General features: G+C 34.2%; 10 protein-coding genes and 1 pseudogene. 10 read left to right on the top strand and 1 reads right to left on the bottom strand.

The genetic code is table 11. The features are described 5' to 3' along the window. Positions 1-343, top strand: a pseudogene (locus CY0110_RS25725) (filamentous hemagglutinin N-terminal domain-containing protein); the annotation flags it as partial. Here the strand turns inward: CY0110_RS25725 and CY0110_RS25720 are convergent. Continuing rightward, positions 317-1,834 carry a ShlB/FhaC/HecB family hemolysin secretion/activation protein gene (locus CY0110_RS25720; RefSeq protein ID WP_008278566.1) on the bottom strand — a complete coding sequence of 506 codons (1,518 nt, stop codon included), beginning with the start codon at positions 1,832-1,834 and terminating at the stop codon, positions 317-319. The pseudogene CY0110_RS25725 and the gene CY0110_RS25720 overlap by 27 nt on opposite strands. A gap of 416 nt (positions 1,835-2,250) precedes the next feature. Between CY0110_RS25720 and CY0110_RS25715 the strand changes: the two genes are divergently transcribed. From CY0110_RS25715 to CY0110_RS30605, 9 genes are all read left to right on the top strand, one after another. Beyond that, a complete protein-coding gene (locus CY0110_RS25715; protein ID WP_008278564.1) occupies positions 2,251-3,012 on the top strand; it encodes a hypothetical protein in 762 nt (253 codons plus the stop codon). A gap of 731 nt (positions 3,013-3,743) precedes the next feature. Beyond that, positions 3,744-4,607 carry a hypothetical protein gene (locus tag CY0110_RS25710; RefSeq protein ID WP_008278563.1) on the top strand — a complete coding sequence of 288 codons (864 nt, stop codon included), beginning with the start codon at positions 3,744-3,746 and terminating at the stop codon, positions 4,605-4,607. A 246-nt stretch (positions 4,608-4,853) separates the two neighbouring features. Further along, positions 4,854-5,291 carry a hypothetical protein gene (locus tag CY0110_RS25705; protein WP_008278562.1) on the top strand — a complete coding sequence of 146 codons (438 nt, stop codon included), beginning with the start codon at positions 4,854-4,856 and terminating at the stop codon, positions 5,289-5,291. A gap of 894 nt (positions 5,292-6,185) precedes the next feature. Beyond that, the gene (locus CY0110_RS28160) at positions 6,186-7,811 is read left to right on the top strand and encodes a serine/threonine protein kinase (protein WP_008278559.1); all 1,626 of its coding nucleotides are present in this window, start codon (positions 6,186-6,188) and stop codon (positions 7,809-7,811) included. Continuing rightward, positions 7,772-8,302 carry a hypothetical protein gene (locus CY0110_RS25685; protein WP_008278558.1) on the top strand — a complete coding sequence of 177 codons (531 nt, stop codon included), beginning with the start codon at positions 7,772-7,774 and terminating at the stop codon, positions 8,300-8,302. Before CY0110_RS28160 ends, CY0110_RS25685 begins: the two co-directional genes overlap by 40 nt. Further along, complete coding sequence (locus tag CY0110_RS28155; RefSeq protein WP_008278557.1) at positions 8,277-9,017, top strand: hypothetical protein; 741 nt, start codon at positions 8,277-8,279, stop codon at positions 9,015-9,017. The genes CY0110_RS25685 and CY0110_RS28155 overlap by 26 nt, the downstream gene beginning before the upstream one ends. Positions 9,018-9,890: 873 nt before the next feature. Next, complete coding sequence (locus CY0110_RS25675; RefSeq protein ID WP_008278556.1) at positions 9,891-13,256, top strand: plasmid replication protein, CyRepA1 family; 3,366 nt, start codon at positions 9,891-9,893, stop codon at positions 13,254-13,256. Positions 13,257-13,709: 453 nt separating this feature from the next. Next, the gene (locus CY0110_RS25665; protein ID WP_008278554.1) at positions 13,710-15,173 is read left to right on the top strand and encodes an nSTAND1 domain-containing NTPase; all 1,464 of its coding nucleotides are present in this window, start codon (positions 13,710-13,712) and stop codon (positions 15,171-15,173) included. Positions 15,174-15,523: 350 nt separating this feature from the next. Further along, positions 15,524-15,919: a hypothetical protein gene (locus CY0110_RS30605; RefSeq protein ID WP_198139280.1), complete on the top strand. Its 396-nt coding sequence runs from the start codon at positions 15,524-15,526 to the stop codon at positions 15,917-15,919. Positions 15,920-16,297 lie beyond the last annotated feature (378 nt).

Raw genomic sequence — 16,297 nt, 5'->3', positions numbered from 1 at the left:
TAGTGCCATTACTGCTACCTCTCAATTTGGAGTCGATGGTCAAGTTACTTTAGACACAAACTTTTTTGAGGCGAATCCAGCAGATACTGGATTACCCGATACTAATTTATCGATTGATCAAAGAGTCGCTCAATTCTGTGAAGAAGCTCAAAAGAGAAGCCGATTTACCATTGAAGGTCGACAAGGCTTTATGTATAGTCCCGAAACCCGTAGTAGTGCTTATGATTTATACGATTTAGCCCCTTTAGGAGAAGTAATCGGAGTAGAAAAGTTGCCAGATGGCCGTGTTCGCCTTCTCAGTTGTAATCGTCTCAATTCAGAACGAAAATCCCCAGAAAATTGAGAAGTTCCAACGCTGCTCCTCCAAATTACTATTACTCATTCTTCTCAACGGAATGCCATAATCAAGTCTTGCCGAAATATCTCCTATTTGTCCCCGAATGCCTAATCCTGTACTGACGAGGGTACTGGGTGAAATGCTTTGTTCATCGCCGTTTTGTTCCACTGTGGCATAATCAACAAAAGGAACAACACTTAATGACCCCCCTGTTTGTTTTATTACGTTGAACCACAATTCAACCGAAGTAGCAAAGCAATTATCCCCACTGCGAACGTTTGTCGCATACCCTCGTACTGTATTTCCGAAAATAAACTGATTTCCGTTAAGACCTCCAATCGCACATTGTTCCAAAGTTGGTAATTGGTTGTCTCCTACTTGTCCTGATAAGCGCGTTAATAAGCTGACACGATCACTGAAAACATGGAGGTGTTGTATTTGTGCTTGCCAACTAACAAAACTCGATTGGTCGATTAAGTTACTCCATCCAATATTGATCTGAGAATTGACAGAAAATACGTCGTCTTCATCCCTTGTCTGATAAGTTTGATGAAAACGTACTACATTTAGTTCTGTAAAGCCGTCTCTGACGTTAGAAGAGAACGAAAAGGGAAAATCGTTAAAAACAAAACTCTGACTTTCTCTATGTTCTACATTAATTCCTAAACTAAATTTGTCCGTTAGTGTAAAAATAAGTGGTTGAAAAAAACTAGCAGATATCGTGAAAGATTCGTTACGAATATCAATAGGATCAAAAGGTTCTGCAATAATTTCGCTCTTATTAAACTGATAAGATAATTGTAACCTACCGTTTTGTGGATTGAGGGGAACACTGATATTCGCCAAAAGTCTTTCTAATCCTTCCGTTTGTTTATATTCTACTTGAGCGCGATCGCCAACTCCAAAGATATTTTTATTTTCCAAAATTCCTTTTACCCCCCATTCACCAACGAAAGGACTTTCCTCATTGCTTATTTCTGTTGCTATTTGCCAAACAGGAGCTTCTTCAACCCTTACTATCCAAATATTCTCGCCTTGGGAACTGCCTGGAATAAGCTTTCCTTCGACCTTAGAAATTAGTTCATCTTGCTGTAATAGCAATAACCCTTCTTCTAAGCTTCTAGCATTAAGGGGTTTGGACTCATAAGCCCACAAGCGATCTTCAACATATTTCTGATGCAAATGAGATAAATTTTGAACTTCGATCTTTTCAAGTTTGCTTTCTATAGCTCTATACACTATTATGCCTTCTCCTGCTTCTAAGCGTCGATTATCTTGGGGTAGAAAACGAACTAAAGAGTTGAGATAGCCAGCTTGTGTATAAAGCTCTGTTAGTTGAGTCTGAATTTTTCTTAAATCTTCAAGAGTCACATTTTTACTAAGAAATGGGGCTGCAACCTCCTCAACTTGTTCTTGAGTGATCACCGAAGAATCCTTAAGAATGATTTCCTCTAAAGTTACGCCAGAAGGAAGCAAAGGAATGGTATCTATGGTCATGCTAGATGAATTCGGTTTTTCTTCAGCCTTTAGGTATGGACAAAAAAAAGGGCAAAGAGCTAATAACAAGCTAAATAAACAAACATACCTCTTTTTTAGCATTATTTTCCTGATACTTATTGTAATTTAACTAATTTGACTTATTTTTTTCTCTAAAATTTTTAGAGAGAAAACTGTTTCCTACCTCTACTTACTAAGCAGGCAGTGAACAGGTTAGTTATTCTAACTCTCAAGAAAATCTTATGGAAAAAAGCTTTTTCGGCGAAATATAGATGGATTAAGCTATGTAAACTATTTTATCAAAAAAGCGTTTTAAATATAGCCTACCCTAAAATACTGAGTAAAGCAACCTGAATACAAACTTAATATTGCGATCTGTATTATTATTTAAGAGTATTTAGGAAAATAGTCTTTTAATGAAAAGGATCAAAATTTTATACGTTGACACCAATCCCGAAACAGCGATACAAGTTCTCAAATATTTTAATCCTCCTCAATACTTACCCCGTCGGTTTCAGAATAGAACAAATGATCCTTATAAATTTGTTTTCATACATTGTCCTTCTTATGAAATAGCTCTTAAAAACTTAGTCACGTATAATTTAGATCCTTTAGCTAAAGATAGGAAGCTTATTCCTTTTGATACAATTTTTTTTGAAACTAAAAAAAGAGTCGCTCCTGATGTTTATTCTTGGCAAAAGTTTATTTCGGATGTCTCAAAATTAGGAGTTTTGCCTGATAGACTCAATTTACCTTACGGATTTATTGCTTTTGGTAATCAGGGTGGTGAACCAATTAAAGATTACTTAATGAATTACGGAGTTCGTAAATTTATTAAAAAACCCTTTGATTTAGAAGAAGTAAAACAAACTCTTATTGAGTATTTTGATATTATTTTTGGGTCTGATAGGTTACATATAGAGCAGAGGAAAGAAGATGAGACAGGTCTGATTCGGCGATACATTCGATACGAAAATACCGAAGGTGCTTTGTCTTCAGTTAAATTACCCTTCTTACAAAAAGATACATCAGGCTCTGAAACCAGATTATGGCTGAGAAATGATCCAGATATTGTCGAACCCGAACCATCTTCTATGGAAATGGTAGGATTCAGCCTTGATAACGATGAATCAGATGAATCTGTTGGTGTAAGTGATTTTTCCTCTGAAGCAGATTGAGAATCCGTGCTTCTAAAAACGTAGATTCTAAGTAAAAAGTGGACTTTTTCGTCTTTTCTTGGATTAACCCGTCTGCAACCCTTTAATACACCCATATTGTATAGTTTTCTTCGTTTGCATATTTTATAAAATAAAGCTATATTTTTTTAGAAAGTTATTTTTGTAAAAATAACTTTTAAATTTAGAGCTTCGGAAATCTGATCAAAACTCACTGTTGTATTGCTTATGCTAGTAACCACAAAAAAAACGTTGCCAAGATTGTTTTTCGGCAACGCATTAGATACAATTTATTTATCCCCCCAGGTGGGGGGCCAGCATTTCGATGTAGTTAGCATCGAAAGCCAATTGCCCGATTACTGTCATAACACAGCAAAGGAGCCTTGAAGATGTTACAATCCAATTTCCTTTTTCATGGATTTTTACCCACTCGTTCGTCGTGGGAAAAATTATTTTGTCGATTTTTCCAATATTTTTTCAGCGCACCACGGTGCAGATTATTTACGGTGCGCTTTCTCGTTATAGAAGGCACTTAGCTTACGCTAAATAATCCTTATTAACAGCAACCAACACCACCCCGTGGGTTTTCTATGGTTGCGATAGACACTTGTATTGATTTTTTTTGAGAAATTTTATCAATAGAGGAAGATCATTTTTGTCTTCCTGGACTATCGACAAAAATCAATGTACTAATTTAGCCCACTTTTAACCCACTGAATCCTTGGAGAAAAACTATGCTACAAATTTACTTCGATCTCTATCGTCACGAGGGGCAACGCTTTGAAAAAGATTTGTCCCAGTTCACGAATGATAAAGAAATTAACAGGTATTGCACCGAAGCCGGAGGCAAGAATTATGTGTACTCCTGTATTAATTTATATCAGTTATTAAATCAGTTAAGTGAGGATGTAAAAAAGAAGCTTTTCACTCTTCCTCTGAGAGTCGTTAAAGAAAATCTATTGTCAATAGTCTCCAAGTTGTCTGTTGAGAATGTTAGCCAATGGTGCGACGACTTAGGAGCCTATGCTCAACATCAATTTGAGGAAAAGGGCAAGAAAATATTAACGCCCAACATCGTCAAAAAATTGGCTTCCAAATTTCTTCCTTCTACCGAGCCTAGCAAATCTTCCCTTAAATTGCATGAGCCTGTGTTTGAGGAAGATTTTAAAGTTGTCCAGAAAATCAAAAAATATGGCTTCACCCCAGAAATTTTAGAACAGTTTAAAGCTGAAGTTCGTGCCGGTATTGAAGGGGAAATTTTCACCGAAAGTTTATTCCCCTTCCTCAAACAGAGAAATCTAAATCCTCTCTTAATTCTTTCACCAAATGATCGCATTCGATGGGAGTTTGAACAAAAACTTGAAGAAAAAGACAAAGAAATTGAGCAGAAGCTCGAAGAGAAGGACAAGGAAATTGAACAAGTGCGATCGCATCTTGAACTAAAAATTGAGCAACGAGATCAACGGATAACAGAACTCCAACAACAGAACCAATCACAACAAACAGAAATTGAGGAACTTAAGCAACAAAACCAACAGATTCTTGAGGAAATGAAGGAATTTAGGCAATTCATGGAAACATCAAAAGCTGCTGCCTAAAAGCTTTTTTAACGTTGAATTTTTCTGTAATCTGAGGATTTAGCTGTCGCTGTCGCTAAATAGCCTCTAACTTCGACTGCGCGCCGCTTCCGCGATTCTCTCCCTTGATCGCCTACAACTAAGCTTAACGCATACTTAACCTATTTTTAATAGCATCTATATCTTTTTGTGCATTCTTTGCTATCAACAAGGTTCACAGTTTGCTGTGAGAAAAAATAATTATTATTATTGTTAAGAGAAAATATTATGTTTTTATTAGAAATTATAGCTGAGTCTATAGCAGTGTTTTTAGTAGCTTTTATGTGTTTTGGTACATTTGGAGTAATATTTCTCTTAGCTTTAAAGGAATTTAATCCGAATTTATTAGATAAAATCAATGAGTGGTTTTTTGTTTGTATTCTTATATTTTTGAGTACAATTCCTATTCCCTTTTATATAGATTATCAACAATCAATTGTTAAAGAAAATAATTTATTGCGAAATCAATTGATTCTCTTAAACTATGATGATAAAAACCTAGTAATTACCAAATACAAACTAAAAGAAATTCAACAAATATTACCCTCAAAATCAATATTTTTAGAATGCGATCAGAAAAACTTTTTTCTAAGTCAATCAGTTTCTTTTGATTATCAAGATATTTCTAAGAATAATATTCCAAAAAATGCTATTATTTGTGAGTGAATATGTTACTAACTGCTTGTTTTTGGATGTCTTTTATTATTGTTATTCTTTTAAAATTTCTCATCAAAGAAATTTTGTATATAGAACTAGATTTATTATCCTTGTGGCTGTTGACTATAGGATTAACTACTAATATTTATGGTTATTTTTTACACCGAAAAAATTGGGGATAAAATGAAAAAACATTCAACTTCTCAAGTTTCAGAAGATACAATCGTTTTCCCTCAGACTAATACCTTAACTTCTTCTAATAATTCTTCCTACTCTACTTTGTTATCACCTTTAGCTTTTTTAGTGTTTTACTTGTTTATTATTTATTTAATAAGTCGTTTTGTTATTTATCCTTGTTTTTCCTATTTGTACTTGAATAGGCGTTTACCATCTTGGTTTTATGATGAATAAATACCTGTTCATGATATAATTAATCTCAGGTGAATAAAACTTAAAACCCGTTTTCTTCTTGCCCTGTTTGATAGCAGGGCTTTATTTTTTCTGATAGAATATATAAAAAAGGTGCATAATATTTTACCTCATTTTTGATATAATTAAATGAGGTATTTTTCTAAGCAAAGTTATGTTTAAAGATAAAATAAAGCAACTTTCAGAATCAGATATTAAGTATATTTCTAAACAGATTCAGAGACTCAACCAGTACAAGAATAACTCTCTAGCAACTAAAGATTGTCTCTGGAGAATTGCTACCAATGCAGAGCTTTTCTCACCTAACCAATTGTCTCCAGAAGGGATATTAACTTCTGAACAAGCGCAAATAACTTGGACTTTTATTCGGCATTTCACGAATCGGAATCGGAAAAGTTTGCTAGGATATATTTGTCGGTTAATTAAATCTCCATAAAAAGTAAAATATTTATAAATTATTAAAATTTTAAACCCATGAAAATCTTATTGACTAATAACCAATATGAACTTTCTAAATTTATATTTATTAACTATATTCGCAAAAACTTTAAATATAAATCGATAAAAAATCAGCAAATCGATAAAATATCTAATAGCTTGATTAAAATTTTAGAAAATTATGATTATCTAGTTTTTGATCAAGACAATCCACCAATAGAATTAAAAAGTTTTTTGATAAATTCTATTGAATTTCTCTTAGAAAAAGGTGTAACGGAAGAAAATATATTAACTTTGAAAAAAGAACTTGAAATAATTATGAAAGAATTAGGGGTTCCTAAATTTATGGACTATCAAGACTATGAACCTTTAATTGAACAACTGATCAAAAACTCTCTGAACATAGAGCAAGTTGAGCGTTTATCACCCCTTGAAATTGATACTCTTAAGCTAGTTCTTTTTAATCGTTTAAACGAAGTGGGAAAATTAGATAAAAATGATGTTTGTTTTTATTATCACGAATTAACAAAAAATAACTCAAAGATAATTGAAAAAGAATTAGACTTTTCTAAACCTATGATAGAACCCAAAAAATTAAAACTCGTATCTAATTCAGACAATCAACAACATCAAGTCTTTAGCGAAAAAAACTTCACAATTTTAGAAGAACTAGGGCGAAATTCTTTTGCTGGTCGAGCCACTTTCAAGGCTAAAGATAACCAAACTAATGAAATAGTCGTTATCAAAAAGTTTCAGTTTCTTTCTAACAATTGGGATGGATACAAATTGGTTCAAAAAGAGATAGCAACCCTCTCAAATCTTAACCACCCGAATATTCCTAAGCATCTAGGACAATACGAAGATGAGCAAGGTTTTTGCTTGATTCAACAGTACATTAATGCTCCTTCTTTAGCTTCTTTCGGACAATTACCGATAGCAGAAGTAACGGAAATCGCACTCTCGGTTCTCGATATTCTCGTATACTTGCAAGAACTTAGTCCGCCTGTATTTCACAGAGATATTAAACCTGAGAACATTTTGTATAACAGAGAAATGAAACAGGTGTATTTAGTCGATTTTGGAGTAGCTAAAACAGGAGTAGGAAGCACTACTACTAGCACTATCAATGGGGGTACTTTCGGTTTCATGCCTCCCGAACAACTGTTAGGAAAAAAGCTTGATACCTCCAGTGATTTGTACAGCTTAGGGTTAACTCTAATTTGTCTGTTAGGGAGCATTTCTTCGGGAGAAGTTAATCAATACATTGACTACAAATTTGAGGTGGACTTCTCTAAAGCTATTCCTAATAATATTAATTGGGAATTTAGAGAATATTTGAGGCAGTTAGTGTCTCCTGATCAGAATAGACGATTTTTTGATGCACAGAGGGCTAAGAATGCTTTGAGAAATATAAACAAACCGAAATGTAATTTTTTCTTATCAAAGAACAAAGAAGATTCTGATAAATCTTCTTTGCTTAATTTATTAGTTAATCAAAAAACACTAACTTGTATTATTTATGCTGTCTCTATTTTTGGAGGTTTTGGAGTAGCCTACTATTTAAGTCCTTCTTCTTTTGATTTATCTGCTACACCCGAAAATCCTACTATAGAAAAATTATTATGGCTAAATTCATTTCATTCCAAGCGCAAAAAATATTAGATTCTGATTACTCTCAAATTACCAAAGGACTAAATCAACTACTCAAAGAGGTTGATAATATTTTTTCATGGAAACTAGAGAATCGACCCCTAGTAGCTGCTAGAAATATTAATGAATTAATCACCGCAGTAATAGAAAAATCTGTCTCTGAACCAGCTAAACTAGAATATAGAAAAGATGAGTTTATGTTAACAAAATTTGCATTTATTGAATTTTCTTTGGCAGAAGAGTTAGAATTTCAATACTGGAGGAAAAGAGGTATTCGTAACTTAACCTTACAAAAATTTAAGCGTTATCTACTCTGGTTATTAATTCCTAAAAAGGTTGAAAGTCATAACTTATCTAAGCTTATTATTTGGGATTTCTTAATTCTTTTTTTGGAACAATATTCAGATTTTCTTGACTTTAAAATGAATACTAAAATTAATGAATATGAAACTTTGATTATTAATTGGAGATATTACGATGAAAACAGCACTAAAGGATCTTAATTACACAGAAGCTTTATTATTTTGCTTAGCTACTTTGTTCAATAGAGACATCACTAAATTATCGTTTTACACTGAAAAATTAGAGAATTCCTCAAATACTTTCTACCAGCAAGAAGTAGAATCTCTCAGAAAGCATCAGAAACTTGATAGAGCATTAATGCAAGATAATTTAAGAGTTTTTGATGAATCTACTTGGTATTTCGTCTACAAACGCTTTACTCGTTTATCTGAACTAACTTTTAATAAAGATAACTTTAGACCCTACAAGATTTTCAAATTCCAACTACCACCATTTGTAGTTTACGAAGAAAATGATTCAACTAAATTAATTTTCTTCAATGAAAAAGTAGCTAGTGAATACTCAAATTACTTAGAAAAAAAATACGAAGATTTAGAGTTACATTTCGTGGTAGAACGTAATAATAATATTGTTCATGTTGCCAAAAAAGGAACATTCATTTATTTTGACTCATTAATAATAAGTTCTTCTAAGATTATACTATCAGCTATTAAAATAAATGAAAAAGAAATGTTATTTTGGCTATGTTTAGCAAAATGCTTGATAAAAATAGATACTTTTTTCTGCCCTCAGATGCTTAATGATTATTGGATAGGCAGAACAGAAAACAAATTCCTGTTAAGTGGAATAATCTTAACTTTTTTGTTAATAATAATCTCAGGTTTTCTTGACATAGAACTTTTATTTAATATATAGCAATTCCCAAGGAACTATCTCGTAAAGTTACTAATCAATAATTTAGTTAAATCGAGTAGTTTGTATCCTATTGCTCCATTTGCTCCATTGTAGTTCTCTATTTTTTCAATCACGGTTTCTCTGATTCCTCATCAATCATTGAGGAATTAATATTCATTGAGGTTCATCTTTTCCTCAACGGATATAGAAAACCCCCCATATCTCTATCCTGGGATAATATCAACTTTCACCAAATTTGTTCTTCTCTCAGGATGATTACGGGGTATCATTAGAGAAGCCCGGTTTACCCAGGTAGTAAATGTGAATCAAATACGAAGAACCACAAAGTCCCCCCAAACGCAAAATCGCCGTCCCACTTTAGCCCTGACAAGCTTATTGGACGACGTTTAAGCGCAACGGATTTAGTTGTATTTTGTGTAGATTCACCCCATTCAAAGAAGGAGGTGAAGATGGAGAGATTATAATTGGCTTCTGAACGATGGTTAAAATCTTTAACCCACCACTAGATTAATTCTAGCATTACTTTTGTGGGATAGGGAATCTTTTTGCTCAAAATTTTGGCTAACAGAATTTTGGGACAGGATACCTATGTTTAGTCGACAAATTATAATCTCGAATAATTCTGCTTTTTGAAGGGTTAATCAAGACTCACAAGAGCAGAGCTATCAAATAACTTTAGATTAAATAAATTAGCTACAGCTATCACTGTATAGCTTTGAATATCGTTAGAAGTTGATTAATGATCAATCTCTAACAAACTTTACGTTTGAATATCGTCGAATGGCGACGGATGTTCCATGTCGAACTGTCTTTATGGGCGGTTCTAGTTTGTCATGCCAAAAAATATCTCTGCAATCAATCTCTGCAACAATTATGAATAACTACAGAATCGAAGAAAAGCATTTCACCGAATGGGTACAAGGTTCGGGTGTAGACCCAGAGATCGTGGGCTTAAATGTGCGATCGCTGTCAGGAACTAACCCTCACGAACAACTTTTGTACAGTGACGATTTACCCAGACGAAACGATGGGCGGTTATCAGCAGGATATTTGCGTCGCTGTGAACATTGGGAACTGGGTGGTTGGTACTGCAATGGAATCGATTTACTGACTGGTTATGAATCTCTATGGGGGTGCTTTAAACCTGATAAACCGAGGATGGTCACTAAAAACGATGGCTTTGATCCTCATCCTACTGAACGTAAACAAAAGCCCATCAAATATGAGCATCCCCCCAAGGTTCCGACAGAAGTATTTGCCTTGAGAGTGCCAAGGGCGATCGCAGAAGCCATCGCGGACCGGTACAATATACAAATTCCAGAAGAAGCCGAATTTTGGCAGTGGGTAATAGATCATCCTGAAATTCCCATTGTTATTACAGAAGGAGCCAAAAAAGCAGGGGCGTTATTGAGTGCCGGATATTGTGCGATCGCTTCCCCCGGAATCTACAACGGGTACAGACAGCCAAAGGATGAAGCTGGTAAGAAAACAGGAAAACCTTACCTTATTCCTCAACTGCAAGTCTTAGCACAACTCGGAAGAGAGTTTTATTTTGGGTTTGACTCTGATAATAAAATTAAGACCATTACCAATGTGAACAAGGCGATCGAGAAAACAGCCAAACTTTTAGAAGAACAGGGGTGTACTTGTAAAGTCATTGAGTGGTCCAATGAACACAAAGGGGTTGATGATCTCATCGTAGCTAAGGGAGTAGAAGCTTTTGATCAAGCATACGAGCAAGCCAAAAGTATAGCTTTGTGGAAAGTTGCCCGTCTCAAGCAGTTAAGTTACAAAGTGTTTATACAGATAGACCCGACTTTACGCTATCTTCCTCAAATAAACATTCCCGATGTCATCAAATTGATTGGGATAAAAGCCCGTAAAGGACGGGGAAAAACCCATCAAATGGAGGATCTTGTCGCTGAAGCTATCTATGAAGGAAGAACAGTGTTAGTGCTATCCCATCGTCGGCAATTGGTGGCTAATTTATGCGATCGCTTCGGGATTGATAACGTCAATGGTTTCCGTAGCAGTGAAACTGGGGGAAAATTAGGGTACGGGTTATGTATAGATTCGTTACGCCAAAATTCACAGGCCAGGTTTAGACCTCATGAATGGGCTGATGCTTTAGTCATCATCGATGAAGTAGAGCAGTTTATCTGGCACTTACTCTCAGCCGACACCGAGATTAAACATCATCGAGTCGAGATTTTGAGAAATTTCCAAGAATTATTACAAGTGGTTTTTGGTTCAGAACGAGGTCAGTTGTTAGTAGCCGATGCAGACTTGAGTGATATCTCCATCGACTACATTCGGAGTTTAGTGGAGAAACCCCCAGAACCTTATATTATTCACCAGCCCTATGACGCTTCTACCATTACCGATGCGGAAAAATGGGACATTATCAACTATAATCAACCCAACTGTCAACGGTTAGTGGCCGATCTCATCGAACACATTGAACGGGGTGGGAAACCATTCATTTGTCTTTCCGGGCAGAAAAAAGAAAGCATCTTTGGGACGACTAATATAGAAACTAAACTAAAAGAGCGTTTTCCTGACCATAAAATATTACGCATTGACAGTGAAAGCCTCGGAGATCCTGAACACCCTGCTTTTGGGTGCATCGAGCGCATCAATGATGTTCTCAATGAATATGACATTGTGATTTCATCGTCGGCCATCGAAACAGGAGTCAGTATTGATTTAAAAGGTCATTTTACATCGGTTTGGGGATTAGCCTGTGGGGTAACGAGTGACAATGCCGTCTGTCAGACTTTAGCTAGGGTCAGAGAAAATATTCCCCGATATCTGTGGGTGTCTAAAGTGGGGTTTAACAAGATTGGTAACGGGACAACTAATATCAAAGAACTATTTAGTAAAGAAAAAGAGAAAACCCTTGCACATATCCAGTTATTACTTGAAACTGAAGAGTACGAAATTAACGGAATTAATACAGAATTCCAAAACCGTGCTTTATGGTGTTGGGCCCGCATGGCCATTAGGATTAACCTAGGGATGATGTCTTACCGTCAGTCGGTGCTAGATTATCTAACAGAAGAAGGGCATTCTATTCATGAGGTTGATGGAGTCACAGAAGCTGTCGGGGGACAATACCTTGATCCTGTTTTCGCCCTGGAAAATTTAAACCATACTATTAAAGACCAGGAGGACAATGAAACTACATCCGATATCCCAGAGGTAAATCGGTTTAACCAAGCATGGTTTATGGCACAGCAAACAAATCTGGCCATCATTGATCTAGCCATTAACCGTTACCACGATAAGGAGTTACCCCCCAACGAATTCAAGAAACAAAAAACCCAACAAGCTAAAGATATCAAACCCGAACTTAAACAGATATCCCTCAACAACTGTTCGGTTCATCATCGTTACGTTAGCAGCGTTTCTATTCTTACAGACAAAGAATTAGCCGAATTATCCCGTCGCTTTAACCGCACTAGAGAAGACCGGGCCCGTTTAGAAAAAACTTATATTTGCAAAAAATATAATGTCGAAGATGTTTCCCCAGAACTTGTAGCTCTTGAATCAACTGGAGTGTACAGTGGGCTAAGGTTGCATTATTACCTTACCGTTGGACGACCTTATTTGAATAGAAAAGAACGGAATCGGCTAGAGAAGTTTTTAACTGAAGGACAAGGATGCCTATTTTCCCCTGACTTTAACCGTTCTAATTACGCTCAAAAGATTTGTTTGTTAGACCTTCTCGAAGTCTTACCACTGCTACATAAAACACAAGTCCATCAAGATGACCCCGATATTCAACGTTTGGCATATAAATCTAAACAGTATGCACACATCATTAGAGATGTCTTTCATATCACCATTAAATTTGACGATGCCCCGATGGTCATTTATAAGAAGTTGCTAAAACCTTTGGGCATATTTAAGCTTAAGCTATTAGGCCGGTTTGGAGAAAGAGGCGATCGCCATTACACTTATGCTAACCCTAACTTAAGCGATCGCACTGAATTATTCGAGCGATGGTTAGCATCCGAAGATCCTTTACCCAAAGATGACCCGGATGTGGTGCGATGGGCGTTACGGGTCTTAGAACGCCTCGAATCTCCGGCGAGGAACTTCCTCGATGGAGAAGCTGTTAGTAAATTCATTAAAGCGGTTGAGCAAAAGATAGTTGGGCATTTAGACCAAATTGAAGCAGTTTGTCACCAGTGGGCTGAACGCTTTTTCGCTGCTTTGCATATTGCATCGGCTTAACCTTTTTGGAGTCTCAAATTCTTTGTCTCACTAGCTAATAACTTATTTCCTATTATTAGAGTTCCTAGACACAAACGGTTATGAGTTATACAAAATATTACTATTACGAGAACTATCAAGGTTCTTGATAGAATTTTATGGCTTTTTATTTATCTTTGAAACTAGCTTTTAAAAGCATTTCATGATAAAATATAAGAAAGTTTTTCGACAACTTAATTATGAAAAACCGTAAGTTTTCTAACATAGAGTTCCAGGTAAACAGTACGATTAAGTCTTCCTGTTCTTTTCAAGAACTTCAAAAACTTAATAGTGAAATGGTCGATTTTCTTAAAGGAAGGGTTTTGACTGAGTTGATAATAACTGGAGAAATCAATCAAGACTTGACTCGTTCCTTCTATCAAGAGATTTTAGCAAAAATTTAGTCTCTATTTAAAATTATTTAGTTAAGTAAAAATGAGTTCAAAAGTAGAAGTAAAAATTACGCATTTAATATACAACATAATTATCTCAGACTCAAAACTTAACTTGGAGTCTGAAAAAGTTGATAATATATGTGAAACATTAACCAATATTCTTAATGAATTTGATAATTGCGTTTTTCAAGCAGTACAAGAAAAACCTCATTATCAATCTATTTTACAAAAATTACAAGCAGCAATAATATCCTCAGCATCAATTTTAGATAAATATGGTTGTAATTCTCAAAATGCTAGAGAAGTTATTAAAAGTTTTCTTCAAGATTTACTATACAGTTTTGATGAGAGTATTGATCCTACCTTTTTCGGTCGTCAGCAATTATTATCTACTCTTGAAAAAGACCTTTCTCGGTGTCAAGGAGTTGCTCTTTTAGGTATCAAAAAATCAGGTAAAACATCTGTTTTGCTTCAATTAAAGCTTTCGATGCAAAAGCATCCTATTGTTTATATTGATCTTCAACTTTACGGGGGATCTTGTTATGGGGCTAAACTATTTAATGAAATACTAAAACAACTTCAGAATTTACTAAATAAACAGAACTCTACTTATAATGGGGTTATGGAATTATTTGATATAAATGCTCCTGCAAAAGAGATTAGTTATCAATTTGTTGAAGAGTTTTGTCGATTATCTCAAATGTTAGAAAAAAATAACTATAGTATTCCTATTGTTTGTCTTCTCGATGAAATTGAGAACATATTTCCCACTGAAAAAGACTCGGTAGAAAAAGTAGAAGAATTTAATGCTTTCTTTGGTACTTTACGTTCATTAAGCCAGTCTAAAAGTCAACTTTCCTTATTAGTTACTGGTGTATATCCTGACTTTAACCATCGTAACAATTGGACTCAGCCTAATGTTTCTACAAATCCCGTTTTTCAGTTTTTTAAAGAGATTTATCTTCAACCTTTTACTTTACAAGAAACTCGAATTATGTTAACTGAAATGGGTCAATCAATGGGAATTAAATTTGAGCTAGAAGTTTTAGATGCAATCCAAAAAGAAAGTAGTGGTCATCCTTTTATTGCTCAACAAATTTCTATTCTACTTAACAAAGAAGCAGAAAAAAAAGATAATAATTCACTAAAATTAATTACTTATTCATCAGCTAAACCCTACCTGAAACAAATTTTAGATTATTCTGATAGTCTAAGAAATTATTTTCAACAAGATATTTGGGATAACTTAAAAAGACGAAATTTCAATATAGCTATAACTATTCTAAGTTTATTAGCTTACAATGATTTTTTAACTGAATCAATAATAGAAGAAGCTTTGCTAACTCGACTTAATGGGAAATGTTGTACGGGCGATTGTGAATCAGCTTTACTATGGTTAGATAATGTCGGACTGATCAAAGAACATCAATTTGATCAGGAAATAGCCTATAGTTTACAAATTCCCTTATTATCAAAGTGGGTAATAAGAGAATTTGTTCAGTAGCCACCATTTAAAATTATTTAGGTAAGTGAAAATGAATATACAAAAGTTAGTATTACTTAATAAAAACAACCTACGAGATGTTTTCTCTTTTTTAATATTTCTTATCATTGGAGGAGGATTATTTTGGAGGCAGAAGTTTTTTTAGGTAGCTTATTGATTTTATGGACTATTTGTCTTTGCGGACTTGGATTAATTTTTATTAAGAGTTGGGTCGAAAATTAATTTTACCTAAACTATAAAAATTTAGTTACTTTTTTAAGATAAAATTAACTAATAAACTAAAATTTTTTTTTGTGACAAAAAAATAATTAATAATAATAAAAATGTTTAAATTACTTAAGTTTATAGTCATGAATAGAAATTATCAACCAAGATTGTTAGACCATTTGCTGGAGTCTGGCTTTCTTCTCTGGGTTTTTTGGATAATCCACACGGTTGTTTTCTGCTTTATTTTATCCTCAGAATTGGGAGAAATGTTAAGAAACCAATTTTTTCCTCTTTTATTGTTAGCAACTATAGTTTGGTTCGCTAATACGTTTTTAGCTGCTTTTAAATGTAGTAACTGGTTCTCTTATTGTGATAAGAGCCAGGAAAAAGTTTTAATGGTAATTGAAAGCTATAAATTTTTATTTTTTATGTTAAAAGTATCTGTATTCTTCCTACTAATAATTAATTTTGGCGTTTGGTTTGTTGTCCCTGCTATTTGGATGATTTGGGTAGCTTCTACTTGTTTTTCTTCTAGATAATCTAAAATGCTGTTTTTGACTAACTCCTTATTGTCTAAATTATTATAGTCTCCAATAAGTTGTTATAATCATAAGGAACAACATAAAATTTATCTTTCTAGACTTAATAAATTTTTTGACATCTAAAACATAACCAGTTAGAAAAAGTATGAATAACTTATTGTTCATTGATAACAACGAACAATTTAATAAATTAAACGCAACTGATCGGACTTTGATCTTAAAAACTATTACTGAGTTAGGACTGAGAAATATGTCAGGAGTAAGTTTATCTAATGTTAAATGCTAAAATCTTTTGAGGAGACAGGTTTTCCAGATTTATGTATGGATATGTATAAAACAAATTGTTTCGTTGATAATAAAAATGAGAAATTTATT

It is taken from the genome of Crocosphaera chwakensis CCY0110 (assembly GCF_000169335.1).
GTDB classification, from domain to species: Bacteria; Cyanobacteriota; Cyanobacteriia; order Cyanobacteriales; family Microcystaceae; genus Crocosphaera; species Crocosphaera chwakensis.
This window is presented reverse-complemented; position numbering and strand designations above follow the sequence as displayed.

Bases quoted from the DNA above. Each gene is read 5' to 3' on its own strand.
- CY0110_RS25705 (WP_008278562.1), top strand. From the start codon at position 4,854: ATGTTTTTATTAGAAATTATAGCTGAGTCTATAGCAGTGTTTTTAGTA.
- CY0110_RS25720 (WP_008278566.1), bottom strand. From the start codon at position 1,834: ATGACCATAGATACCATTCCTTTGCTTCCTTCTGGCGTAACTTTAGAG.
- CY0110_RS25675 (WP_008278556.1), top strand. From the start codon at position 9,891: ATGAATAACTACAGAATCGAAGAAAAGCATTTCACCGAATGGGTACAA.
- CY0110_RS28155 (WP_008278557.1), top strand. From the start codon at position 8,277: ATGAAAACAGCACTAAAGGATCTTAATTACACAGAAGCTTTATTATTT.
- CY0110_RS25665 (WP_008278554.1), top strand. From the start codon at position 13,710: ATGAGTTCAAAAGTAGAAGTAAAAATTACGCATTTAATATACAACATA.
- CY0110_RS30605 (WP_198139280.1), top strand. From the start codon at position 15,524: ATGAATAGAAATTATCAACCAAGATTGTTAGACCATTTGCTGGAGTCT.
- CY0110_RS25685 (WP_008278558.1), top strand. From the start codon at position 7,772: ATGGCTAAATTCATTTCATTCCAAGCGCAAAAAATATTAGATTCTGAT.
- CY0110_RS28160 (WP_008278559.1), top strand. From the start codon at position 6,186: ATGAAAATCTTATTGACTAATAACCAATATGAACTTTCTAAATTTATA.
- CY0110_RS25715 (WP_008278564.1), top strand. From the start codon at position 2,251: ATGAAAAGGATCAAAATTTTATACGTTGACACCAATCCCGAAACAGCG.
- CY0110_RS25710 (WP_008278563.1), top strand. From the start codon at position 3,744: ATGCTACAAATTTACTTCGATCTCTATCGTCACGAGGGGCAACGCTTT.